Here is a 23,129-nt window from a genome sequence, read left to right on the forward strand (position 1 = left end):
AGCCACCCGGTCCGCATGCTCCTACGGTGAACGCATGACGAACCAGCAGACCGGTTCTCTCAAGCAGACCGGCACCTTCCAGCGGACCGGCAACTCCCCCACCACCAGCCCCTCCCTCGCCCGGCGGCTCGGCCGTACCGACATCGAACCCAGCGCCCTCGGCCTGGGCTGCTGGGCGATCGGCGGGCCGTTCACGATGTTCGGCCAGCCCGACGGCTGGGGGGAGGTGGACGACGAGGAGTCGGTGCGCGCGATCCGGCGCGCGCTCGACTTCGGCGTGACCTTCTTCGACACCGCCGACGCGTACGGCACCGGGCACAGCGAACGCGTGCTCGGCCGGGCGCTCGGCGCCGACCGGGAGCGGGTCGCGGTGGCCACGAAGTTCGGCTACACCTACGACGAGGAACGCCGCGACCTGACCGGCAGCGACACCTCACCGGCGTACGTCCGGCGCGCCTGCGAGGCTTCGCTGCGGCGCCTGGGCACCGACTACATCGACCTGTACCAGCTCCACGTCGGCGACCTGCCGGCGAGCGAGGCGCTCGGAGTCATGGAGACGCTGGAGGACCTCGTGGCCGCCGGCACCATCCGGGCGTACGGCTGGAGCACCGACGACCCCGAACGCGCGGAGTTCTTCGCTTCCGGCACCCACTGCGCGGCGGTCATGCACGACCTCAACCTGTTCCGCCCGGCCACCGAACTGCTCGCCACCTGCGCCCGGCACGACCTGACCAGCATCAACCGGACACCGCTGGCGATGGGCCTGCTCACCGGGAAGTACGGCCGGGGTTCCCAGCTTCCGGCCGACGACGTACGCACGGTCGCGACCTGGCAGCCGTGGTTCGACCGGGGCCGGCCCTCGCCCCCGCTGCTGACGAAGCTGGACGGCGTACGCGAGATCCTGCGCAGCGGCGGCCGGACGCTCGCCCAGGGCGCCCTGGCCTGGATCTGGGGCAGCAGCGACCGGACGATCCCGATCCCCGGCTTCCGCTCGGTCGCCCAGGTGGAGGACAACGCGGGCGCGCTGGCGCACGGTCCGCTCACCCCGTCGCAGGTCGCCGAGGTGAACGCCCTGCTACGCGGTCCCGACGACGCGACAGCGTGACTTTGCGGTTGGAGTCGGGGCCGGAGTCGGAGTCGGGGCTGACGTCAGGCGCCCGCGATGGCGTCGACGTGGGCGACGTTGGCCCGGTCGTCGGCCTCCTCGCTCGGCTCTCCCTCGAACCACGCGTCCAGGATCTCGGCCAGCAGCGGCTCGGAGACCACCCGCAGGCTGAGCGCGAGGGCGTTCGCGTCGTTCCAGCGCCGGGCCCCGGTGGCGGTGTAGGCGTCGGCGCACAACGCGGCCCGCACCCCGGGCACCTTGTTGGCCGCGATCGAGGCGCCGGTGCCGGTCCAGCAGCACACCACGGCCTGGTCGGCGCGGCCCTCGGCGACGTCGCGGGCCGCCGCCTCGCTGGCCCAGGCCCAGTCGTCACGGTCGCCGTCGTCGCCGGGGTTGAGCGCGCCGTGGGCCAGCACGTCGTGGCCGCGGCGGCGAAGGTCGGCGACCAGTGCGTCGGCGACGCCGGCCGCCATGTCGGAGGACACCGATATGCGCATGTCAGTGAACGTACTCCGGACGACTCCGGAAACGACACGTCGGTGGGTCCCGGGGAAGCCCGGAACCCACCGACATGTACGCCGAACGGCGGAACGGATTCAGGCCGCTCGTTCCACGTGGAACGAGAGCTCGATCAGGCGCAGGCGATCAGACCTCGGTCTCGGACCGGTCGCCCGACCACTCGAGGTGGAACGAGCCCTCGGCGTCGGTCCGGCGGTAGGTGTGCGCACCGAACAGGTCGCGCAGCCCCTGCAGCAGCGCTGCCGGCAGCCGGTCGCGGCGCAGCGCGTCGAAGTAGGACAGCGCGGCACCGAACCCGGGCACCGGGACACCCGCGGCGGCCGCGGTCGCGACCACCCGGCGCCAGGCCTCCTGGCCCTCGTTGACCGTACGGGCGAAGTACGGGTCGACCAGCAGCGACGGCAGGTCCGGCGTCTTCTCGTACGCCTCGCGGATCCGGTCCAGGAACCGTGCCCGGATGATGCAGCCGCCGCGCCAGATGGTGGCCATCGCGCCGAGGTCGATGTTCCAGTCGTACGCCTCGGCACCGGCCCGGATCATGTCGAAGCCCTGCGCGTAGGCGACCACCTTCGACGCGTACAGCGCGCGGCGCACGTCCTCGACGAACTGGTCGGGGTTGTCGACCGTCTCGCCGGCCGCCTTCTGCGACGGCCCTTCGAGGACGCCACGGGCAGCGTCGCGCTGCTCGGCGTGGCCGGACACCGAGCGCGCGAAGACCGCCTCGGCGATGCCGGACACGGGGGTGCCGAGGTCGAGCGCGATCTGCACCGTCCAGCGGCCGGTGCCCTTCTGCTCGGTCTGGTCGAGCACCTTGTCGATGAACGAGCCATCGCCACCACGCGGGTCCTTCGCGGCGAGGACGTCGGCGGTGATCTCGATCAGGAACGACTCCAGGTCGCCGGTGTTCCACGTCCGGAAGATCTCGGCGAGCTCGTCGGGCGTCTTGTCCAGGACGGTACGCAGCAAGTCGTACGACTCGCCGATCAGCTGCATGTCGGCGTACTCGATGCCGTTGTGCACCATCTTCACGAAGTGCCCGGCGCCGTCGGCGCCGACGTGGGTGCAGCACGGCGTGCCGTCGACGTGGGCGGAGATCGACTCCAGGATCGGTCCGAGCGTCTTGTAGGCCTCGGCGGTGCCGCCGGGCATGATGCTCGGGCCGTTCAGCGCGCCCTCCTCGCCGCCGGAGATACCGGTGCCGACGAAGTGCAGGCCGCGTTCGCGCAGCGCCGACTCGCGCCGCCGGGTGTCGATGAAGTGGGCGTTGCCGCCGTCGACCAGGATGTCGCCCGGCTCCAGCAGCTCCGCCAGTTGGTCGATGACCTCGTCGGTGCCGGCGCCGGCCTGCACCATCACGATGACCTTGCGCGGACGCTTGAGGTTGCGGACCACGTCGGCGAGCGACTCACAGGCGATGAAGTTGCCCTCGTCGGCGTACTCCGCGATCAGGGAGTCGGTGCGCTTGCGAGTGCGGTTGTGCACCGCGACCGTGTGGCCGTTCCGCGCGAGGTTGCGGGCCAGGTTGCGCCCCATGGTGGCCAGGCCGGTCACCGCGATGTCGGCCTTGTCCGGCGTTTCAGGCGTCTGCACGGACGCCTCCTTCTCGGACGGCTCCGGCTTCGCGGCTGTGCCGCCGGGCTCGGTCGTCGTTTCGGTCATGCCTTCGATCCTCTCGCTACGGGCGGCTCGATCCGCAGTCGGGTCGGTACCACGCCGGGTGGTTCGGGGAGTCGGAGCGGGTTGTGACCGGGAGTGATGCTCCCGAGGACGGTCGCCGCGTCCGCACCGGTGCAGGCCGGGACCGTTCCGGTCACCCCGTGGAAGGTGAGGAAGCCCAACAGGGCGAAGGCATAGGCCTCCTTCGCGTCCGACGGGAGTCCCAGGTCGTCGATCGGCCGGATCCGCACCGCGGCGCCGGTCAGTTCCCGGATCCGACGCATCAGCCACGTGTTCCGGACCCCGCCGCCCGACACGACCAGCTCACCGATCCGGTGGGTGGCGCACTCGGTCGCCACCAGCCGGGCGGTCAGCTCGGTGACCGTGGCCACGACGTCGTCCGACGGCAGGTCGGGGACGCCGAGCAGCGCGGCGTCGAGGTAGCCGCCGTGGAACAGTTCCTTGCCGGTCGACTTGGGCGGCGTACGGCGGAAGTACGGCTCGTCCAGCAGCGCGGCGAGCAGCTTCTCGCTCACCGAACCGGACGCCGCGATCTGCCCGTCGACGTCGTACGGCTGGTCGAAGTAGCGCCGGCAGGCGAGGTCGACGAGCGCGTTGGCCGGCCCTAGGTCGTACGCCAGGACACCGCCGTCGGGCCGGACCAGCGTCAGGTTGGCGATCCCGCCGAGGTTGAGAGCCGCGCACGCCGTCGGCCCCGGCGGCAGCAGCAGGACGTCGAGGATGCTCACCAGCGGCGCGCCCTGCCCGCCCCGGGTGATGTCGCGACTGCGCAGGTCGGAGACGACGGGAACGCCGGTGCGTTCGGCGATCCAGGCGGGCCGGCCGAGTTGCAGGGTGCCGCGGGCCCGGCCGTCGTCGATCCAGTGGAACAGCGTCTGGCCGTGGGACACGACCAGGTCGGCCCGGCCACCGGCCAGCTCCTCCACGCCGCGGGCGGCCGCCTCGCCGAACGCCTGGCCGAGCACGGTGTCCAGCCGGCACACGTCCGCCATCGAGGTCGGCGCGGGCGGCAGGGTGGCGCCGATCAGCTCGCGGATGTCGGGGTCCAGGGGGTGGGCCAGCGCGCCGAGGGGGCGGAGCACGATCGTGGTCCCGTCGAAGGCGAGGTCCGCGGCCGCCACGTCGATTCCGTCGTACGACGTACCGGACATCAGGCCGACCACCCGGGTCACCGGTCCCGCGCCCCGCCCCGCGCCGGGGGTCCGGGGGTCGCGCCCTGACTCCGTCTGCACCCGCGTCCGCCTCCCGCCGTGCGTAGCCCGGTCCGCTCTGTCGGCACTCTGCCGGCAGTCTGTCGGCTCGCAGACTACGGCGACCAGCGCCAGTGGCTCGCCCGGCGGGCGGAAGCGGCTGGAAGCGGCCACCGACGGCTGCTGTCCACGTCGGCGGCGGCCCTATGATTCACCTTGACTTATATAAGTCGATCGCAAATGATGACGGCGTTGCCCCGGCGATCCCGCGGGGCCGAGGACGGAGGCCGCCAGTCATGGACGTACGCACCACCACCGTAGGCACCGACCCCGGCTCCGACATTGGCTCCGACGTGGGCGGCCCCGACCCGGGTGCGGCCGAGCCCGGGACGGTCTGAAGGATCGACCTGTGCACGCCTTCGACGTCCTCGGCGATCCCGTACGACGGCGCATCCTCGAACTCCTCGCCGACGGCGAGCAGTCCGCCGGCGCGATCGTGGAGACGATCCGGGCGGAGTTCGGGATCAGCCAGCCGGCGGTGTCCCAGCACCTGCGGGTCCTCCGCGAGAACGGCTTCGCGAACGTCCGGGCCGATGGCACCCGTCGCCTGTACGCCGTCGACGCCGCGCCGCTGCGCGAGGTGGACGAGTGGCTTGAGCGATACCGGCGGTTCTGGACGCAGCGGCTGGACGCGCTCGGGACCGAGCTCCGCCGAGGGCGGCGCGGCACCGACACCTGAGCAAGGCGGACACCTGCAGCGGGACCGGCATCCGAGGAGTCAGGCACCGCGGCCGGCGTACGACTGCAGCGCCTCACCGAGCGCCCGCACCTCGGCGCGCAACTCCTCCGGTCGGCGCACCTCGAACGGCCAGCCGAGCCCGGCCAGCATCAGCGCGGCACCGGAGAGGCGTTCGGCCCGCATGGTCAGCAGCACCCCGCCGTCCACCTCCGTCAACGTGGCCAGCGTCGCGGGGACCCGCCGGCGTACGTCGTCCAGTGGCGCGTCCAGGACGACCTCGACCTCGTGCGCCCACGGGACCCGGGCCAGCGACTCGCTCACCCGGGCGACCGGATCGAAGTCGGCCGGCGCCTCGAAGCCGACGCCGGTCGGGGTCGCCGCGAGGATCCGGTCCACCCGGAAGGTGCGCACCTCGTCGCGCCGGTGGTCGTGGCCGGTGACGTACCACCTGCCCCGGTCGACGACCAGGCCGTACGGGTCGAGGTCGCGCTCGGACCGCTCGCCGCCGCGACCGGCGTAGGTCAGGTGCACCCGTCGCCGGCGCCGCGCGGCGGAGGCGAGGGTGAGCACCACCGCGGTCGGCGGCACCTCGTCGGTCCGGGCCGGCCGGGTCAGGCCGAGGGTCTCCTGCACGGCGGTCACCCGGTCGCGCACCGCGTCGGGCAGGACGCGGGAGATCTTGGCCAGCGCGCTCTCGGTGGCGGTCGCCGTCGTGGTGGTGGACAGCCCGGCGGCGCGCGCCGCGACGAGTCCGAGCACGACGGCGGTGGCCTCGTCGTCGGTGAACATCAGCGGAGGCAGCTTGTAGCCCGCGCGCAGGCGATAGCCGCCGTAGCGGCCGCGCTCGGCCTCCACGGGCACGCCGAACTCGCTCAGCCGGGTGGCGTACCGACGGACGGTGCGCTGGTCGACGCCCAGCCGCTCGGCCAGCTCGGCGCCGCCCAGCCGGTGGTGGGCCTGCAGAAGTTCGAGCAGCGCGAGGACCCGGGTCGTGGGGTGCGGTCGCTCGGCGGGGGAGGAGTTCGGCGACATGTTCCCAGGATGCCGTGCAATGCGGGCGGGTTCGGTCCGGATTTGGTTCTAGCGTGGCTGTCGTTGGTCGGGGGCAGGTCTGCCCGGCCTCCCCTGACCAGCCGCTTCTCCGCTTCGTCCGTTTCTCCCCGCTCCCCCGAGCGCTCCCGGAAGGAATCCGCACATGGCCACGTACGTACTCGTCGCCGGCAACTGGCTCGGCGCCTGGGCATGGTCCGGCGTCACCGCACGCCTGCGTGCCGACGGCCACGACGTCCACCCCGTCACGCTCACCGGTCTCGGCGACCGGGAACACCTCGCGTCCCCCGAGGTCGACCTGGACACCCACGTCGCCGACGTCGTGCACACGATCGAGTACGCCGACCTGCACGAGGTGATCCTGGTCGGCCACAGCTACGGCGGCTTCCCGGTGACGGGTGCGGCCGAGCGGGTGACCGACCGGATCGCGCGCCTGGTCTACGTCGAGAGCGGCCCACTGCCGAGCGGGACGTCGCAGCTGGACATGATCGAGCCGGAGGAACGCGAGGCGACGCTGCGGCGGATGAAGGAACGCGAGGACGGCTGGCTCCTTCCGCCGCCGTCGGCGGCCGAACTCGCCTCCGGCGCGCCGGTGTACGCCGGACTCGACGAGGCGGCCCGGGCGTTGTTCACCGCCCTGGCGGTCCCGCAGCCGCTCAACGCCACCGCCCAGCCGCTCGACCTCGCCGACGGCGGCCGCCGCGACGCTCTGCCGCACACCCTGGTCACCTGCATGTTTCCCGTGGAACAGGTGCGGGCCATGGTCGCCGAGGGACATCCGTACTTCGCCGGGTTCGCCGGCAAGGAGTGGACCTTCGCCGAGGTGCGGACCGGGCACTGGCCGATGCTGTCCGAACCCGAGCGGCTGGCGCGGGCGCTCGCCGAGCTCGGCTGAGCGCCTGCGCCCGCGCTCCCCTCGCCCGGGGTGGGCTACCTGGAGCCGGTCGAGGCCCCTGCGGTCGAGGCCCCGGCGAACGCCGAGCCGTACCGGTCGCCGACCGCGGGCGGCAACGCGTCCAGCTCGGCCAGCGCGTCGGCCGGCAGCTCCAGGTCGCCCGCGGCGGCGTTCTCCTCGAGGTAGCGCAGCCGCTTGGTGCCGGGGATCGGTAGGACGTACTGCCCCTGGGCGGCCACCCAGGCGAGGGCGACCTGGCCGGGCGTGGCACCGACGCGTTCGGCCACCGCGCGCACCTTCGCCACCAGTGCCTGGTTGGCGTCGAACGCCTCACCCTGGAAGCGCGGCAACTGCTTGCGCATGTCGCCTTCGGGCAGGTCGGCCGCGGAGGTGATCGCGCCGGTGAGGAACCCGCGCCCGAGCGGGGAGAACGGCAGGAAGGCGATACCCTGCTCCTCGGTGTAGGGGAGGATCTCGTCGAGCTGGCCGCGGGTCCACAGCGAGAGTTCGGACTGGACGCTGGCCACCGGATGGATCGCCTGCGCCTCCTTGATCTCCTCCAGCGTCGCCTCGGACAGGCCGATCGCGCGGACCTTGCCCTGCGTCACCAGCTCGGCGAGCGTGCCCCAGCTCTCCGCCAGCGGGACGGCCGGGTCGACGCGGTGCAGCTGGTAGAGGTCCACGTGGTCGACACCCAGACGGGCGAGGCTGCCCTCGATCGCGCCGCGGATGTACTCCGGGCGGGCGTTGCGGTGGAGCTGGCGGTTGCCGTCCGGGACCAGCCCGACCTTGGTGGCGAGCACCGCCTGGTCGCGCCGGCCGCGCAGCGCCCGGCCGACGAGCTGCTCGTTGGAGTATGGGCCGTACGCGTCGGCGGTGTCGATCAGCGTGACGCCGAGGTCGAGCGCGCGATGGATCACCTTGATCGAGGCCGCGTCGTCACGGTCGGCCTCGGTGTACGCCCAGGACATCCCCATGCAGCCCAGCCCGATCCTGCCGACCTGCGGACCTCCGGCTCCGAGCGTCGTCGTTCGCATCGTTCACTGACCCCTTCCGTCGCGGCGGATCGTCACGGTTCCGAGCCTGCCAGACCGGCCGCCGGCAGCCCAACGCCGCATTCGTGCAGCCGGGTCGCTCAGCAGCCCTTGAGCTCTCGGACGCGGCAGGGCGATGCTTGACATCATCCGTCAGGTAACTTGACAACAACCGTCCAGCTGCTTGACGATGCGTGTCAAGTAGGTGTCCCACGACGGGTAGGAGGCAGGTGTGACCGCAGCCGGCCGGGAGCACCGCGAGCTCGCCGACCACCTGCTGCACCTGCTGGAACGGCGGCTGTTCGACCCGCTGGAGATCCTGCTCGGCACCGGCCCGCAACTGGACGAACTGCGCGACCGCGCCGTCGCCCAGGCGGCCGAGTGGGCCTCCGACCTGATCGACGACACCGAACGCCAGGCCGCCCACACCCTGGCCCGGCTGATCGGCACACTCTGGCCCGGTGACGAGGCCTTCGACCCACCTGCCTCGTGGTGGCGGACGCCCCTCGGGCAGGTCGCGGCTCGCCGGGTCGGCCACCCGACGGCCACGGCGGTGACCTACGCCGTGGCGGGGGCGATGCTCGGCGTCACCCGGCAGGGCGTACACGACCTGCTCACCCGGGGCCGGCTGGACCGCCATCCCGACGGCGGCGTCACCGTCGCGTCGGTCCGCGAGCGGCTCCGCCAACGCGATGCCGCGTACCGCCGCTGGTGACCGTCAATCCCAGCTTGTCAACGTCAACCACGCTTTGCCTCAGGCTCCGACCCGACACCCAGCGAGCCGAGCCAGCCGGCCGAACCTCAGTACGGAGGAGCTCACATGTCCGCGTCTGCCGCCAACGCCACAACGGATCTCGTGGTCGACACCGGCCCCGTACCCATTGCCGTACGAGACTTCGGCGGAAGCGGCCGCCCGCTGCTCCTGTTGCACGGTGCGGGTGCCAACCTCGCCGCCTGGACGTCGTTCGCGCCGCTGCTGACTCCCGACTTCCGCGTCGTCGCCCCGGACCTGCGCGGGCACGGGCGTTCCGGCGACGGGCCGTGGACCTGGACCGACGCCCTCGCCGACGTGGAGGCGGTGGCCGACCACCTCGGTCTGGCCGAGCCGATCGTCGTCGGCCACTCCCTGGGCGGATGCCTGGCCGCATGGTGGGGGCGCAGCCACCCCGACTGCCCGGCGGTCGTGGACCTGGACGGGCACCGCGGCGCCGAGACCGCTCCGGACAACTACCCGGGTCTCGATCCCGACCGCCTTGCCCGCGAGCTCGCCGCCCTGTCCCAGCTCTTCACCGACCAGGCCGCGGCGATGGCCGAGCCGCTCGCGCCGAAGCAGGTCGCGGCGATGCGCGAGCACCTGCTCGCCACGATGACCGCGATGGGCCTGCCGGCCGAGCAGGCGAACGAGGTGTTCGACCGGGGCCTGGTCGTGCGCGACGGGCAGACCTTCCTGCGGCCGGAAGCGGAGACCGTCCGCGCGATCCGGCCGCTGCTGCGCGACGGCGACGTGCTGGAGACGCTGTACGAGGTGCGCTGCCCCACTCTGCTGTGCGTGGCGACGAAGGATCTCCCCGCCGCGCAGGGGTTCGGCGACCTGATGGCGGCGTACCGGCGAGGACTCGACCGCGACCTCGACCGGTTGGCGGCCGCCAACCCCGCCATCACCGTCAACCGACTGGACACCAGCCACGCGATGCCACTGGAGCAGCCGGCCCTGGTCGCCGGGCTCATCCGCGAGTTCGTCGCCGCCCACGCCTGACTCGCACCCGGTCAGCCGGCCGTCGCGGGCTGGAGGGCGACGCCGCGTTCGTCGGCCTCGCCCGCGGCCCAGGCGTCCACCCACTCGCTGACCAGGTGCAGCAGGAGCAGGTGCATCTCCTGGGTCCGCGCGGTCGTGCTCGACGGCACCAGCAGGGACACGTCGGCGTGCTCGACGGCCTTCCCGCCCGAGCCGGCGGCGAAGAGGACCGTCCGGGCGCCCGCCTCACGAGCGGCGGCGAGTCCGGCCACGACGTTCGCGGAGGTACCGCTGGTGGTGAACCCCGCGACCACGTCGCCGGGCCGGGCCAGCGCGGTGGCCTGCCGGGCGAACACGTCGTCGAAGGTGTAGTCGTTGCCGATGCACGTCACCACCGACGGGTCGACGCTGAGCGCCACGGCGGGCAGCGGACGGCGTTCGCGCTTGTAGCGGCCGATCAGCTCCGCGGCCAGGTGCTGGGCGTCGGCGGCACTGCCGCCGTTGCCGAACGTGTAGAGCCGGCCCCCGGCCGCGAACGTCGTACACAGCAGTTCGCCGAGCTCTCCGACCCGCCCCAGCAGCGGCTCGACCGCCCGCGCCGTGTCGACGTGCTCGGCCAACTGCCGGGCCAGAAGGTCGTGCATCACTCGGTGACTCCCTCGTCCGTGGAACTCGTCGCGGCCGCCACGGCCCCCGACACCTCGGGGGTCGCCGTCGCGGAGCCGGATCCTGTGCCGGCACCGTCGACGCTCTCGGTCTCGGCGCTCCCGGTCTCGGCGCTCCCGGTCTCCGCGCTCTCGGTCTCGATGAGCGGACGCTCCAGCAGGTCGGTCTCCACGATCGGCCGGTCGGCGTCGAACGGCACCAGGAACGACCTGATCTCGTGCGGGCCGAAGGTCGCTGCGACCGTACGCCCGGCGAAGCCGAGGTCCAGGCTCCATGTCGCCTGCACCCCTGCCGACTCGTACGCTCGGACGACCAGGCCGTCACCGTCCTCGGCGCGCTTCAGCACGGTCGTGACCACGGAGCCGCCGGCGTTCTCGCCCTCGCTCTCCACGGCGAACGACTCCGTCGCGGAGCGCGGGCCCGGGTGGAACGACTCGTACGTCGGCTGGGCGGGCTCGGCCAGCTCCGCTGCCAGCCGCACCACCCCGGCGTCGCGCCAGTCGCCCGCGTGCGGCACCAGCAGGTAGCGGAACGTCTGCCGGCCCTGGTCCTGGTAGCTGTAGAGGCCGTCAGGCTCGAGTTGACGCGGCTCGTGCCAGGCGTAGACCGGGCTGCGTGCGGCGGTGATGCCGATGTCCGCACCGCTCACGTCGTAGGCCGACTTGGCGTCGTTGACCACGGTGAGCCCGGCTCGTGCCCCGCCAGGGAGCGTGCCGCTCACGTCCACCCAGGACTGGCCGGGCTCCTCCGCGCCGTCGGCGGGCCGGGCGAGGTGGCCGTAGGGAATCTCGTACGTCGCGGTGGGTTCTGCCAGGCCGACCGGGAAGCGCAGCTTCAGCAGCCGCAGCTTCTCCTGCCAGTCCAGATCGACGCGCACCTCCAGGTGCCGGGCGTCCGCGGCGAGGATGATCTCCTCCACCAGCGTGGACTTCCCGTACGCGCTCTCCACCCGGACGACGGTGCGCACCGGACCGCTCTCCACGATCCGTGCCGAGGTGCAGGTGAACGGCGTACCGGGCCCGGCGTAGGACACCACCCGGTGGCCCCAGGTGTCGGTGGGGTCCTCGGTGACCACGGTGTGGGGTGCCTGCGCACCGGCGGCATCTGCCACACCGGCCACACCAGCCACACCTGCCATCAGGTCGGCGCCGGTCGCCTTGTCCAGCAGACTGCTCAGCCAGCCGGTCGCCGGGTCGACCTCGGCCCGCAGGTGGGCGTTCTCCAGCACCGGCCCGGACCCGGCCGCCTCGGTGAGCGCCTCGAAGGCCCGATCGCCAACGGAGACAGGCGCCTGTGAGCCCGGCCGGATCCAGTACAGCCGATGTCCCAACGGGGGAAGGTCTGCCGGGAAGGCGATCCGCTTCGGGTTGGACGTGGTGGCCAGTGCGCGGGTGAACTGGGACGGCACCGGCTGCCCGGCGTCGTCCTCCACCCAGGGGCGCTCGATGGACAGGCCGAACTCGCACTCGACGTCGGCGCGGACCCGCCACGGGTGCGGGTTGAACACCAGCACGGGCTGAGTGCCCTCGCGGAACGGGATGTCGGTGTCGCGCGCCAGCGTCTGCAAGGCGAGGTTGACAGTACGCCGGGCGATGGAGCGTGCCTCGCCGAGCTGGTCGCGGGCGTCGTCGTAGGCAGGCTCGATCGAGGTGCCGGGCAGGATGTCGTGGAACTGGTTGAACAGCACCTGCTTCCACGCATGGGTGAGCGCCTCGTGCGGATACGGCGTGCCCGCGACGGCGGCCGCAACGCTCGCCCAGCGTTCGGCCACGACGAGCGCGTGCTCGGCCGACCGCATCCACGCCTTGATGCCGGAGTGGGCGGCGTAGCAGCCGGCGGCGTGGTGCTGGAGGTCGCCGCGCCACACCGGAAGCTCCACCCCGGAGGCGAGCACGTCCTCGACGTAGGCGGGCGGGCTGGACAGCCGGAGTTCGCCGTACGAACCGAGCCGGTCCAGCCGGTGCACGCTGTCGATGTTGTCCTTGGTGGGCCCGCCGCCGTGGTTGCCGACGCCGTAGAAGACCATCGCCGTGCCGAGGCCGGGCGGGAGCTGCGCCATCGCCTTGTCGGTGTGGTAGGCGACGTCGGCGCGCGGGCTGCAGTATTCGTGCGGGATGCGGTAGGCCAGCACGCGGGAGCCGTCGGCCGCCTCCCACCAGAACGGGTTGCCGGGCAGCTCCGCCTCGTGCGGACCCGGGCGCAGGAAGCAGTACGCCTGAAGGCCCTGCTTGCGCAGGATCTGCGGGAGGTTCGCGTTGTGACCGAACGGGTCGGCGTTCAGCCCGACGGTCGCGGTGACGCCGAACTTCTCCTCCAGGTAACGCTGGCCGAGCAGGCCCTGGCGTACGAACGACTCACCGGTGGGGATGTTGCAGTCGGGTTCGACCCACCAGCCGCCGACGTTGACCCAGCGGCCGTCCGCGACCCGCTTGCGGATCTCCTCGAAGAGCGCGGGATCGGCCTCCTCCACGAAGGCGAGCAGCGCCACCTGGTCACAGGTGAAGACGAAGTCGGGATACTCCTCCATCCGGTGGATCGCCGACCAGAACGTCGACCGGGCCTCCTGGAACCCCTCCGGCCACTGCCACAGCCACACCGGGTCGATGTGGGCGTTGCCGATCATGTGCAGGAGCCGCGCGGGGGCGGCCGCTGGTCGAGACATCGGTGAGGCACTCCTCTGAGGACTGGTCCGGCGGGCCCGCGCTGGCATCGTTCCCACACGAACGTAGAGGGGCCCCGCGATCTACGTCAACGCGCCGGCCGGACGCCCGAGGCCTGCCCGGCCGTCACCGCGCTCACCGCGCGAAGCCGTACGCCGACGGCCCAGCCTGGCGGTGGATCCGCGCACGATCAGCGGGCAGTCCAGCCGGGTGGTGCGCGGGCGACCGGGTTTGGCCATCCGGTTCAGCAGCAGTCGGGCGGCCCGGGCACCGAGCTCCACCGACGGCTGCGCGACCGTGGTGATGCCGGGGCTCACCATGCTCATCCACGGCGAGTCGTCGAACGCCACGAACGACAGGTCCTCGGGGATGCGCAGGCCGAGCCGGGCCGACTGCCGCCAGACCGCCTCCGCCACGACGTTGTTGGCGGCGAACACCGCGGTCGGCCGGCGCCGGCGCGACAGCACCTCGCCCACCTTCTCCTCGATCCGGGCGGGGTCGAAGCCCACCGGCTCCAGCCCGTCGGCCGGCACCTCCCTGCCCGCCGCCGCCCAGGCCTGGTGGTAGCCCTTGATCCGCCCCGCGCTCGTCGTCCATCCGGTCTCGTTGACCAGCAGGGCGATCCGCCGGTGGCCGAGCCCGAGCAGGTGCTCGGTGAGCTCGCGCGCGCCGGTGACGTTGTCGACCAGGACCGCGTCGCACTCTCCCCGGCAGAACTGCCGGTCGATCTCCACGAGAGGTACGCCGTGCCGGGCCACCATCCGGCCGGCCTCGGCCGACACCGGCGTGACCAGCACGCCGGCGACCCGCATCGCGAGCACCGTACGGGCCGCGGCCACCTCCTCCGGGTCGCTGCCGGTGTCGTCGACCAGCACGATCGTGTAACCGTGCTCCCGTAGGACCGAACTCGCCCCCGCGGCGACCTCGGCGTAGAAGCGGTTGCGCAGGTCGGACACCAGCAGGCCGACGGCCGGGGTGTGCCGTGCCTTGAGGCTGCGGGCGTTGCCGTCGGGTACGTACCCGAGCTCCTCCGCCGCGAGCAGGATGCGTTCGCGGGCGGCGGGTGCGACGTACCCACGGCCGGTGAGCCCGCGCGAGGCCGTCGAGCGGGACACCCCTGCCCGCTGGGCGACGTCGGCCAGCGTCGCCCTGGCCGGTGCGCCGGGGACGACCGGTGGCGTGGGCACCGCCGGTGCGGTGGCGCTCGGGGCGGTGGCCGGGGCGACCTGCAACGCGGCGGCATCGGCGCATCGTCGCGACTGGGGCACGAAACCTCCAGAAGAGGGCTGTGGCGGAGCGAACGTCGTCCGACGCTCTCCGTGACCGAAAAATACTGACATCTCGGCATGGACTACCGGACGGTAACCATCGGCCCGATGGAGCGTCAACGTTCGGTGACCGGGGGCGGCTACTTTGTGGACGGCCGGTCCCCCAGGGTCTGTCCCAGTTGCGCCGTGCCGCCGGCGTCCCGGAAGGCGCCCGGCGGGACACCCCAGTGCCGGCGGAACACGGTCGTGAAGTGACGGACATCGGGGTAACCGCACGCCCGGGCGACCTCTGCGATGGCGGCGTACTCCCCGTCGGCGGAGCGTTCGAGCAGCCGCTGGGCCGCGATCTCCAGCCGGTAGCGGGTGAGGTACGCGTGCACCGTGGTGCCCGTGTGCGCCCGGAACAACCGGCTTACCTGCCGCTCGCCGAGGTGCACCTGAGCCGCGACGTCGCGGACCGCCACCGGCCGGTCGTGGTTGTCCTCCAGATAGCGCACCATCGTGGCCGCGGTCCGCTCGTCGCGGCCGGCCGAGTCCGCGCCGGGTCGCGGGCGCAGGCCGGGTTCGTCCACCACGGCCCGCGCTGTCTCCACCACCAGAGCGCCGGCCAGCGCGGAGAGCAGGTGTTCGTACGCCGGACCGGGTGCGGCGGCCTCGGCGGTGAGCAGGTCGAGGACCGCCGGGATCCGCTCCGTCGCCTGCGACAGCACCCGCGCACCCGGCGCCGCGAACAGGTCCAGCACATCCCGCCCCTCGGTCCGCTCCGGGTTCGGGATGGACCTGCGGCGGGGCCGCGCGGGCACCAGCGTGTACGACCAGTAGTGAATACACAGCGGGTCAGCGGTGTCGGACACGATCTCGTGCACGTCGCCCGGGCGGGCCACGAAGAGCGTCCCCGGGCCGACCACGTGCTCCTGCTCGCCGGTCCGGAAGACGCCCGTACCGGCGTAGGCGTAACAGATCTCGAAGAACGAGTGCGTGTGCAGGTAGTTCCGCCACGGGCGCGGCTCGTAGTAGCCCCAGTACAGGAACTCCGCACGCTGTCCGGCCACGTCGGCACCGACGCGGGCGGCGGTCAGCGACGCGAGCGCCCGGCCGTTCGCCGGCGGACCGGGCGGGTGCGGCTGGCGTTCATGGCCGGACACCTGCGGGTTGCTCACATCGCTGCCGCGGCCGCGGCGCCCCGCGAGGTCGGGTCGATGCCGCGCAGGATCATGCCCTGGCCGAGCGAGTGGGTGTGCAGGTCCTCGGTGGGCGGGTCGGCGGGGTCGCGGTACTGCACCAGCAGCGTCGTCCGCGCCTCCGACGTGGTGTTCACGCCCGAGCCGTGCACGGTGAGGTAGGTGAAGAACAGGACGTCGCCGGCCTCCGCCTCGCACGGCGTCGCCTCGTCCAGCGGCCAGTCCGAGTACGGCAGGTGCCAGCTTCCCTCCGGCTGGTGGGTGAGCGGGCCGTTGCGGTGGCTGCCCGGCATCACCCGTACGCAGCCCTTCTCCAGCGGGGCGTCGTCGAAGTGGAAGATCGCGGCACCCACCGAGTGCTTCGCGTGCGGGAAGAACGGGTGGTCCTGGTGCATCGGGAACGGCGACCCCAACTCCCCCGGCTTCACGAACAGCTTGGTGTGGTGCAGCTGGACGTTCGGCGTACCCATCACCGCGGCGGCCACGTCGGTGAACCGCGGATCGACCAGCAGCCTCGAGAACGCCGCGGCGTGGAACTGCACGTCGTGGCAGTGCTTCAGCTCGGTGCGGTCGCCCATGCCGAGCTGCCGGGCGCTCTCCCAGGTCGGGTCGGCGTCGCGGTTCATGCGTTCGATCAGCGCGTGGCTCTCCTCGCGGTAGGCCCGTGCCTCCGCCTTGTCGAGCAGACCCTTGACGAGCACGTAGCCGTGTTCGGCGTACGCGGCGGCGTGGGACGCGAGCTGGGTCTCGTCCACCATGGGGATTCCTCCTGCGGTTCGGGGAGAGAGTAGATGCGCATCGGCAACGCGTTCGACGGTAGGCGTCGCGCACCGTGCGGCCGCAGGTCCTGGACGGACATCCTTGTTGAAAATCCGGACATGCGAGGGGCCTGCCTCCATGCCCCGGGTCGGTCGGGCCCTACGTCTCACTCACGCCCTCGGCGATGAGCTGACACCAGGCCGGCACCACAGGTGCGCGGATGTCCGGCACGACCAGCCGGGACTCGCCCCTGGCATGATCGTGCTGGACCGAGCTGTGCGAACGACAACTGACCAGCCATGTGGGAACGATCCCAGGACTGTGAGGCACCGATGCCGGATCCCGGCCTGCGCGGGCTCGCCCGCCCCGACGGAACGTTCGTGATGGTCGCGATGGACCAGCGGGAGTCGCTGCGCGGCATGCTCGCCCAGACCTCCGGCCGCACCACCGACGCGGTCCCCGACGCGGAGCTCGGTGAGTTCAAGCAGGACGTGGCCGTCGCGCTGGGACCGGAGGCGTCCGGGTTCCTCGCCGACCCGGAGTTCGGCGCGGACATCCTCGCCGGCAGTCCCTCGCCCGGTGCGGAGACCGGGCGGATCGTGGCCGCCGACCGGCTGTCGAGCCGCCCCGGTGAGGTGGTCGGCGACGCGTGGTTCGACCAGACGCTGGACCTGCCGAAGTACGCCGCGCAGGGCGTGGTCGCCGCGAAGTTGCTGATCGTGTGGCGCGAGGACGACCGGATGGGTGAACGGGTGGCCGACGCCGCCCGGTTCGTCGCGGCCTGCCGGGACGCGGGGATGCCGAGCATCGTGGAGGGTGTCGTACGCCCGACCGCGGAGCAGCAGGCGAACGGCACGTTCGACCGGGAGGCGACGCTGCTGCGGTGCGCGCGGGAGCTCGGCACGGTCGAACCCTCGCTGTACAAGGCGGAGGTGCCGTACTTCGGCCGGGGCGACGCCGACCGGATCGCCGCCGCCGCGGCCGAGCTCACCGGCTCCATCACCTGCCCGTGGGTGGTGTTGTCCTCCCACGTCGAACGCGCCGACTTCCCGTCCGCGGTGGCGGCGTGCTGCCGAGGCGGCGCGTCCGGGATGCTCGCCGGCCGGGCCCTGTGGACGAACGCGCTCCCCGCCGCGGACCGGAAGCGGCTGCTGCGCGAGGAGTCCGTGCCGTACCTCCGCGAACTCGCCGCGATCGTGTCCGCGAACGCCCGCCCCTGGACGGACGCATGAGCCGGCTGGTCTTCGTCGGTTCGGTGAACGACGACGCGATCGCGGTCGTCCCGCACATCCCCGGACCGGACCAGCGGCTGCTCGCCGAGGCGCTCGTACACGCGGGCGGAGGCAACTCCGCGACCGCCGCGGTGGCCGCCGCCCGGCTCGGCGGGGACGTCGCGTTCGTCGGGCCGATCGCCGAGGACCCGACTGGAGAACGCATCGTCGCGGACCTGACCCGGGAAGGCGTCGACGTGTCCGGCGTCGTCCCCGTACCCGCCGGTGCCGGCGGCGCGAGCGTCGTCCTGGTCGACCGGTCCTCGGGGACGCGGGCCATCTGCACCAGGGCGTTGCCGGCGTTCGAGCTCGGGCCGCGTGCTCGGGACCTCGTGGCGGCCGCCGCCTGGGTGCACCTGGACCACCTGGGCTGGCCGGCGGCTCGCGACGTGCTGGCCGACATCTCGGAGCGACCGGCGCAGCCGAGGATCTCGGTGGACGAGGGCAACCCGATCCCGGGCTTCCACCCGCGCGGCGTGGACCTCTACGGCCCGACCGTCGACCGGCTGCGGCTGACGTACGGCGACCATCCGGTGGGCGTGCTGCTGGAACGCGCCCGGGCCGGCGGCGCCGGGCTCGTGGTCGCCACCGCCGGCGGCGACGGTGCGCACCTGCTGCCGGCAAGTGGCGAGCCGGTGCACGTGCCCGGATTCGCCGTCGAGGTGGTGAGCACGCTGGGGGCGGGCGACGTCTTCCACGGCGCGTTGCTGCTCGCGGTGGACCGAGGACTGGACCTGCCGGACGCCGTACGGTACGCCAACGGCGCGGCCGCCCTGGCCTGCCGGGCGATCGACGGGCGTTCGGGCATCCCCACCCACGACGAGCTCACGACCTTCCTCACGTCTCGGCCCTGAACGTCCGCCCGAGCCGCTCCGGATCGTTCGGGCCGGGCCGAAACGTGCGGTGGGTACCGTGGCGGCATGCCCGCAGAAGTGGACCTGGCCCGGATCGCCGGACTGCTCGCCGACCGCAGCCGCGCGGCCATGCTGCTGGCGATGTTCGACGGCCGGGCCTGGACCGCGAGCGAGCTCGCCCGGGCCGCCGAGATCGCCCCGTCGACCGCCAGCGAACACCTTGCCCGGCTGGTCTCCGGCGGCCTCGCGACCGTGGTGACGCAGGGCCGGCACCGGTACTACCGGCTGGCCGGGACCGAGATCGCCGAGGCCATCGAACCCCTCCTGCTGATCGCGCCTCCCACGCCGGTCACCAGCCTGCGGGCCGCCTCCCGCGGCCGCGCGCTCGCCGCCGCGCGTACCTGCTACGACCACCTCGCCGGACGCGCGGGTGTCGCGCTGGCCGACGCGCTGCGGGCCCGCGGGATCCTGACCGACGACGGACCGACCCTCACCCCGGCGGGCCGGGACGCGCTCACCGAGTTCGGCGTCGACGTGGCCGGCCTGGCCCGCGGCCGCCGTCCGCTCGTCCGCGACTGCCTGGACTGGACCGAACGCCGCAGCCACCTCGCCGGCGCGGTCGGCGCCGCCCTGACCGAGCGGCTGTTCGCGTTGGAGTGGCTCACCCGGGTGGGGACGGGCCGCGGGGTCCGGGTGACCGGGGCCGGCGAGGACGGACTGCGTACGACGTTCGGCATGGCGCCGCTGCCCGAGGTCGCCTGAGGTCGCCTGAGGTCGCCTGAGTGCTCGGGCGGGTGGTCACAGTGACCGCCTTGCGCGCAACGTCGTCCTCGTTTCCCCTACCTGCGAACGCGGTCGTGGGTTAGGCTTCCCGGCATGCGTAGTCGCGTGCTGCAGTGGTGGTGGCGCCCCCTTCCGGCGGCCGCCCCGATCTGCGCATCCTGACGCGTTTCCAAGCGACGACCGCCCTCACCGGCGGTCGTTTTCCGTTGTCCGGCAGGTGGAACCGCCTACGGCACGGACGCCGAGCCACCGGTGCGGGCCCTCCCGAAAGGCCCACCGACGTGCTCGAACCACCCCAGCCCGCCACGACCGTCTATGCCACCGCCGGCGGAGTAGCGGTCACCCGGACCGCCACTCCCGTCGAGGAGAGCGTGCTCACCGAGTTGGTCGCCGACCTCGACAACCGCCGTGGCGCGGTGCTGTCGTCCGGCGTCGACTATCCGGGCCGCTACAGCCGTTGGCACCTCGGCTACCTCAACCCGCCGATCGAACTCGTCGCGTACGGCCGGCGGATCGAGGCCCGCGCGCTCAACGAACGCGGACTCGTCCTGTTGCCCGTGGTGGCCGCCGCGATGTCCGGCACCGGGGAGGTCGTGGTCGACGAGGAGTCGTGCTGCGCGGTCCACGTCCCCGAGTCGGCCGAGTCCTTCACCGAGGAGGAACGCAGCCGGCAGTCGACGGTCTTCACCGCACTGCGGGCGGTCGTCGCGGCGTTCGCCAGTCCGGTCGACCCGCACCTCGGACTGTACGGCGCGTACGGCTACGACCTGTCGTTCCAGTTCGAACCAGTGCGGTTGCGGCACGACCGTTCGGCCGACCCGCACCGTGATCTCGTCCTGCACCTGCCGGACCAACTCGTCGTGGTGGACCGCAAGCGGGAGACGAGCATGCGGTACGCGTACGACTTCGAGGTGGGCGGACGGACGACGGCCGGTCTGGTGCGGCGGACCGCACCCACACCCCGGGCGCAGGCCGGTCCGGTGCCCGCGCCGCCGGAGCCGGGGCGCTACGCCGAGATCGTCCGTACGGCACGGGAACGCTTCCTGCGTGGAGACCTGTTCGAGGTGACGCCGAGCCATGTCCTCAGTGGGCGCTGCGACTCACCGGCCGCCTTCTACGAGCGCCTGCGCACACAGAACCCCGCGCCGTACGAGTTCTTCTGCAATCTCGGCGAGGGGGAGTACCTCGTCGGGGCCTCGCCGGAGATGTACGTACGCGTGAACGGGGACCGGGTGGAGACCTGCCCGATCGCGGGCACGATCCGCCGGGGACAGGACGCCCTGGAGGACGCCACCCAGATCGCGGCGTTGCTCAACTCCACCAAGGACGAGAGCGAACTCACCATGTGCACCGACGTGGACCGCAACGACAAGGCACGGGTGTGCGTGCCGGGGAGCGTGCGCGTCATCGGCCGTCGTCAGGTCGAGCTTTACAGCCGACTGATCCACACGGTCGATCACATCGAGGGCAGGCTGCGGCCGGGCATGGACGCGTTCGACGCCTTCCTGACGCACATGTGGGCGGTCACCGTGACCGGTGCACCGAAACAGTGGGCGATGCAGTTCATCGAGGACGTCGAGTCCACGCCGCGGCGGTGGTACGGCGGTGCGGTCGGGTTCGTCGGTTTCGACGGGTCGATGAACACCGGGCTGACGTTGCGTACCGCCCAGGTGGAGAACTCCGTCGCCAGCGTGCGCGCGGGTGCCACGCTGCTGTACGACTCCGACCCGGACGAGGAGGAACGCGAGACGCGGCTCAAGGCGCAAGCTCTCCTTGACACCATGTCCGAACCCGATCCGGACCCGGATCCGTCCGGCGGGGTTCGCCGTTTCGCCACGGGCGTGGACGAATCCGTCGGTGCGGGCCTGCGGGTGCTCCTGGTGGACCACCAGGACTCCTTCGTCCACACGCTCGGCGACTACTTCCGCCAGCACGGCGCGGAGGTGGTGACGCTGCGGTACGGCTTCCCGATCGAGCAACTCGACACCCTGGCGCCGGACCTCGTGGTGCTGTCACCGGGACCGGGCCGGCCAGCGGACTTCGACTGCGCCCGCCTGCTGGCGGCGGTGGAGGCGCGCGGGCTTGCCGTGTTCGGCGTGTGCCTCGGCCTGCAGGCGATGGTGGAGTACGCCGGTGGAACGCTCGACCTGCTCCCCCGGCCCGCGCACGGCAAGCCGGGTTCGGTGCGCGTCGTCGCCGGCGAAACCATGGCGGACGATGGAATCCTTGCCGGGCTTGGGGATTCGTTCACCGCGGGGAGATACCACTCGCTGTACGCGACACCGGAGGCCGTTCCCGGCTTCGAGGTCGTCGCGGTCACCGACGATCCGAGCGGTGCGCGGGTGGCGATGGCGATCGCGGACGACGTACGCCGACGCTGGGCCGTGCAGTTCCATCCGGAGTCGATCCTCAGCGCGACCGGGCGCGCCGGGCATCAACTGGTCGCGAACGTCCTGCGCCTGGCTCGTTCCTCCGACCTCCACCCGGAGGGAGCCGCGACGGTCTGAGGCTGCCCGTCGCACCACTGTGTGCGCAATGCTCATGGTCGCGCTTGGCGACCGACGGGAGCCTGCCGTTGTCCACGCCGGCCGCCGGGTTATCTAGGCTGAGCGACCGTGCAGTTCTTCGTCTACGGCCGCGATCGTCCGGGAGCGTTCCCGCTCAAGGTGCGCCTGAGCAACGAGCACTGGGACTTCATGGATCGCTACGCCGACCGGCTGATCGCCCGTGGTCCGACGCTGACCGGCCGCGGCGACGACGCGGAATCCACGGGGAGCCTGCACATCGTGGATCTCCCGGACCGGCGGGCCGCCCGCGAGTTCGCCTACGAGGAGCCGTACTTCCGCGCGGGCGCCTTCGAGTCGGTGCTGCTGTGCCGCTTCGACAACGTGCTCGGGCACACGATGTGGGACTTCGCCGGAGCCGTCGAGGGCTACGACCGGTACCTGCTGGTCGCCCTGGACGGCTCCGGACCCGAGCCGCTCACGTCACCACACCTGATCGTGTACGGCGGTCTGCGCGGCCTCGACGGTGAGACCCTCCTCGGCCGGGCGGCCGCCGTGGAGGCACCGAACCCCGAGACCGCGGCAGCCCTGCTCCCCGCACGAGGTGACGTTCACACCGAGGTGCATCTCTGGAGCTTCGGTGGCCGGCCCGCTGCGAGTCGCTAGGCGGAGAACCGGCTGATCAGGGCGGCCATCCGGACCTCGTGCTCGGCCACCCGGAGCCGGCCGTTGCGCATCAGGGTGACCAGCCCGTGCAGTGCGCTCCAGAAGGTCTCGGCCAGCACGTCCGGACTTTCCTTTCCCGCGAGTGGCCGCAACGTCTCGCGGAGTTCGGCGAACCCCTGCTGCAGAGGAGCTGGGGACTCCGGGCTGGCGAACGGCAGGTCGACGGGGAGGGTGAACATCGCGTCGTACAGCGCTGGGCGGCGTTCGGCGAAGGTGGCGTACGCGGTGGCGACGTCGGCGAGGGCGTCCCGAGCACCGGACGCGGAGGTGCGGGCGGTGTGCAGGTCGGCCGCGAGCTCGGCGAAACCCTCCAGCGCCACCGCGGCCATGATCGCGTTCTTGCCCTTGAAGTGGCTGTAGAGGACGGGCTGGCTGTACTCGATCTCGTCTGCGAGCCGCCGAGTGGTCACCGCGTCCCAGCCCTCGGACTCGGCCAGCTCACGCGCGGCCGAGACGATCAGGCGTTCCCGCTCGGCCCGCTCGCGTTCCCGGCGCTTCTGGATCGGCATGGCC

21 protein-coding genes are annotated in these 23,129 nt (G+C 72.5%); 10 read left to right on the forward strand and 11 right to left on the reverse strand.

Annotation, left to right across the window (positions count from 1 at the left end):
- Positions 1–34: 34 nt before the first annotated feature.
- Positions 35–1,105, forward strand: coding sequence for an aldo/keto reductase (locus ABZV93_RS04805; RefSeq protein ID WP_354930418.1), 1,071 nt, complete (start codon positions 35–37; stop codon positions 1,103–1,105).
- 44 nt (positions 1,106–1,149) lie between these two features.
- Here ABZV93_RS04805 and ABZV93_RS04810 read toward each other — a convergent pair whose 3' ends face one another.
- From ABZV93_RS04810 to ABZV93_RS04820, 3 genes are all read right to left on the reverse strand, one after another.
- Positions 1,150–1,602 carry an RpiB/LacA/LacB family sugar-phosphate isomerase gene (locus ABZV93_RS04810; protein ID WP_354930421.1) on the reverse strand — a complete coding sequence of 151 codons (453 nt, stop codon included), beginning with the start codon at positions 1,600–1,602 and terminating at the stop codon, positions 1,150–1,152.
- Positions 1,603–1,750: 148 nt separating this feature from the next.
- On the reverse strand, positions 1,751–3,283 hold the full coding sequence (gndA, locus tag ABZV93_RS04815; protein WP_354930424.1) for an NADP-dependent phosphogluconate dehydrogenase: 1,533 nt from the start codon (positions 3,281–3,283) through the stop codon (positions 1,751–1,753).
- On the reverse strand, positions 3,280–4,533 hold the full coding sequence (locus ABZV93_RS04820; RefSeq protein WP_354930427.1) for an anhydro-N-acetylmuramic acid kinase: 1,254 nt from the start codon (positions 4,531–4,533) through the stop codon (positions 3,280–3,282). Before ABZV93_RS04820 ends, gndA begins: the two co-directional genes overlap by 4 nt.
- 367 nt (positions 4,534–4,900) lie before the next feature.
- On the opposite strand from ABZV93_RS04820, the gene ABZV93_RS04825 reads away from it, so the two are divergent.
- Positions 4,901–5,230, forward strand: coding sequence for a metalloregulator ArsR/SmtB family transcription factor (locus tag ABZV93_RS04825; protein WP_354930430.1), 330 nt, complete (start codon positions 4,901–4,903; stop codon positions 5,228–5,230).
- Between the two features lie 39 nt (positions 5,231–5,269).
- Here ABZV93_RS04825 and ABZV93_RS04830 read toward each other — a convergent pair whose 3' ends face one another.
- Positions 5,270–6,262, reverse strand: a complete 993-nt coding sequence (locus ABZV93_RS04830) for a YafY family protein (protein ID WP_354930433.1) — start codon at positions 6,260–6,262, stop codon at positions 5,270–5,272.
- Positions 6,263–6,425: 163 nt separating this feature from the next.
- On the opposite strand from ABZV93_RS04830, the gene ABZV93_RS04835 reads away from it, so the two are divergent.
- Complete coding sequence (locus ABZV93_RS04835) at positions 6,426–7,175, forward strand: alpha/beta hydrolase (RefSeq protein WP_354930436.1); 750 nt, start codon at positions 6,426–6,428, stop codon at positions 7,173–7,175.
- A 35-nt stretch (positions 7,176–7,210) separates the two neighbouring features.
- On the opposite strand, the gene ABZV93_RS04840 is transcribed toward ABZV93_RS04835, so the two are convergent.
- Complete coding sequence (locus tag ABZV93_RS04840; protein ID WP_354930439.1) at positions 7,211–8,212, reverse strand: aldo/keto reductase; 1,002 nt, start codon at positions 8,210–8,212, stop codon at positions 7,211–7,213.
- A gap of 229 nt (positions 8,213–8,441) precedes the next feature.
- On the opposite strand from ABZV93_RS04840, the gene ABZV93_RS04845 reads away from it, so the two are divergent.
- Both ABZV93_RS04845 and ABZV93_RS04850 read left to right on the forward strand, forming a co-directional pair.
- Positions 8,442–8,924, forward strand: coding sequence for a hypothetical protein (locus ABZV93_RS04845; RefSeq protein ID WP_354930442.1), 483 nt, complete (start codon positions 8,442–8,444; stop codon positions 8,922–8,924).
- A 105-nt stretch (positions 8,925–9,029) separates the two neighbouring features.
- A complete protein-coding gene (locus tag ABZV93_RS04850; RefSeq protein ID WP_354930445.1) occupies positions 9,030–9,965 on the forward strand; it encodes an alpha/beta hydrolase in 936 nt (311 codons plus the stop codon).
- 11 nt (positions 9,966–9,976) lie between these two features.
- Here ABZV93_RS04850 and ABZV93_RS04855 read toward each other — a convergent pair whose 3' ends face one another.
- The 5 genes from ABZV93_RS04855 to ABZV93_RS04875 all read right to left on the reverse strand — a co-directional run bounded on the left by ABZV93_RS04855 (position 9,977) and on the right by ABZV93_RS04875 (position 16,477).
- A complete protein-coding gene (locus ABZV93_RS04855; protein WP_354930448.1) occupies positions 9,977–10,588 on the reverse strand; it encodes an SIS domain-containing protein in 612 nt (203 codons plus the stop codon).
- Entirely contained in the window at positions 10,588–13,272 is a 2,685-nt protein-coding gene (locus ABZV93_RS04860) for a glycoside hydrolase family 38 C-terminal domain-containing protein (RefSeq protein ID WP_354930451.1), read from the reverse strand. Before ABZV93_RS04860 ends, ABZV93_RS04855 begins: the two co-directional genes overlap by 1 nt.
- A gap of 81 nt (positions 13,273–13,353) precedes the next feature.
- Positions 13,354–14,538 carry a LacI family DNA-binding transcriptional regulator gene (locus tag ABZV93_RS04865; protein ID WP_354930454.1) on the reverse strand — a complete coding sequence of 395 codons (1,185 nt, stop codon included), beginning with the start codon at positions 14,536–14,538 and terminating at the stop codon, positions 13,354–13,356.
- Between the two features lie 140 nt (positions 14,539–14,678).
- Positions 14,679–15,683, reverse strand: a complete 1,005-nt coding sequence (locus tag ABZV93_RS04870; RefSeq protein WP_354930457.1) for an AraC family transcriptional regulator — start codon at positions 15,681–15,683, stop codon at positions 14,679–14,681.
- 11 nt (positions 15,684–15,694) lie between these two features.
- A complete protein-coding gene (locus ABZV93_RS04875; protein WP_354930460.1) occupies positions 15,695–16,477 on the reverse strand; it encodes a phytanoyl-CoA dioxygenase family protein in 783 nt (260 codons plus the stop codon).
- A 333-nt stretch (positions 16,478–16,810) separates the two neighbouring features.
- On the opposite strand from ABZV93_RS04875, the gene ABZV93_RS04880 reads away from it, so the two are divergent.
- The 5 genes from ABZV93_RS04880 to ABZV93_RS04900 all read left to right on the forward strand — a co-directional run bounded on the left by ABZV93_RS04880 (position 16,811) and on the right by ABZV93_RS04900 (position 22,556).
- Positions 16,811–17,710 carry an aldolase gene (locus tag ABZV93_RS04880; protein ID WP_354930462.1) on the forward strand — a complete coding sequence of 300 codons (900 nt, stop codon included), beginning with the start codon at positions 16,811–16,813 and terminating at the stop codon, positions 17,708–17,710.
- A complete protein-coding gene (locus ABZV93_RS04885; protein WP_354930465.1) occupies positions 17,707–18,603 on the forward strand; it encodes a PfkB family carbohydrate kinase in 897 nt (298 codons plus the stop codon). Before ABZV93_RS04880 ends, ABZV93_RS04885 begins: the two co-directional genes overlap by 4 nt.
- 66 nt (positions 18,604–18,669) lie before the next feature.
- A complete protein-coding gene (locus ABZV93_RS04890) occupies positions 18,670–19,365 on the forward strand; it encodes a winged helix-turn-helix domain-containing protein (RefSeq protein WP_354930468.1) in 696 nt (231 codons plus the stop codon).
- A gap of 302 nt (positions 19,366–19,667) precedes the next feature.
- The gene (locus tag ABZV93_RS04895) at positions 19,668–21,893 is read left to right on the forward strand and encodes an anthranilate synthase component I (RefSeq protein ID WP_354930471.1); all 2,226 of its coding nucleotides are present in this window, start codon (positions 19,668–19,670) and stop codon (positions 21,891–21,893) included.
- Positions 21,894–22,001: 108 nt separating this feature from the next.
- Entirely contained in the window at positions 22,002–22,556 is a 555-nt protein-coding gene (locus ABZV93_RS04900; protein ID WP_354930474.1) for a YciI family protein, read from the forward strand.
- On the opposite strand, the gene ABZV93_RS04905 is transcribed toward ABZV93_RS04900, so the two are convergent.
- Complete coding sequence (locus ABZV93_RS04905; protein ID WP_354930477.1) at positions 22,553–23,125, reverse strand: TetR/AcrR family transcriptional regulator; 573 nt, start codon at positions 23,123–23,125, stop codon at positions 22,553–22,555. The genes ABZV93_RS04900 and ABZV93_RS04905 overlap by 4 nt on opposite strands.
- Positions 23,126–23,129 lie beyond the last annotated feature (4 nt).

The organism is Actinopolymorpha sp. NPDC004070, from assembly GCF_040610475.1.
Lineage (GTDB): Bacteria > Actinomycetota > Actinomycetes > Propionibacteriales > Actinopolymorphaceae > Actinopolymorpha.

What these genes read in the sequence shown, in the direction of transcription:
- ABZV93_RS04805 (WP_354930418.1), top strand. Translation starts at nt 35, where the DNA reads ATGACGAACCAGCAGACCGGTTCTCTCAAGCAGACCGGCACCTTCCAG.
- ABZV93_RS04810 (WP_354930421.1), bottom strand. Translation starts at nt 1,602, where the DNA reads ATGCGCATATCGGTGTCCTCCGACATGGCGGCCGGCGTCGCCGACGCA.
- gndA (WP_354930424.1), bottom strand. Translation starts at nt 3,283, where the DNA reads ATGACCGAAACGACGACCGAGCCCGGCGGCACAGCCGCGAAGCCGGAG.
- ABZV93_RS04830 (WP_354930433.1), bottom strand. Translation starts at nt 6,262, where the DNA reads ATGTCGCCGAACTCCTCCCCCGCCGAGCGACCGCACCCCACGACCCGG.
- ABZV93_RS04835 (WP_354930436.1), top strand. Translation starts at nt 6,426, where the DNA reads ATGGCCACGTACGTACTCGTCGCCGGCAACTGGCTCGGCGCCTGGGCA.
- ABZV93_RS04840 (WP_354930439.1), bottom strand. Translation starts at nt 8,212, where the DNA reads ATGCGAACGACGACGCTCGGAGCCGGAGGTCCGCAGGTCGGCAGGATC.
- ABZV93_RS04850 (WP_354930445.1), top strand. Translation starts at nt 9,030, where the DNA reads ATGTCCGCGTCTGCCGCCAACGCCACAACGGATCTCGTGGTCGACACC.
- ABZV93_RS04855 (WP_354930448.1), bottom strand. Translation starts at nt 10,588, where the DNA reads ATGCACGACCTTCTGGCCCGGCAGTTGGCCGAGCACGTCGACACGGCG.
- ABZV93_RS04860 (WP_354930451.1), bottom strand. Translation starts at nt 13,272, where the DNA reads ATGTCTCGACCAGCGGCCGCCCCCGCGCGGCTCCTGCACATGATCGGC.
- ABZV93_RS04875 (WP_354930460.1), bottom strand. Translation starts at nt 16,477, where the DNA reads ATGGTGGACGAGACCCAGCTCGCGTCCCACGCCGCCGCGTACGCCGAA.
- ABZV93_RS04880 (WP_354930462.1), top strand. Translation starts at nt 16,811, where the DNA reads ATGCCGGATCCCGGCCTGCGCGGGCTCGCCCGCCCCGACGGAACGTTC.
- ABZV93_RS04885 (WP_354930465.1), top strand. Translation starts at nt 17,707, where the DNA reads ATGAGCCGGCTGGTCTTCGTCGGTTCGGTGAACGACGACGCGATCGCG.
- ABZV93_RS04890 (WP_354930468.1), top strand. Translation starts at nt 18,670, where the DNA reads ATGCCCGCAGAAGTGGACCTGGCCCGGATCGCCGGACTGCTCGCCGAC.
- ABZV93_RS04905 (WP_354930477.1), bottom strand. Translation starts at nt 23,125, where the DNA reads ATGCCGATCCAGAAGCGCCGGGAACGCGAGCGGGCCGAGCGGGAACGC.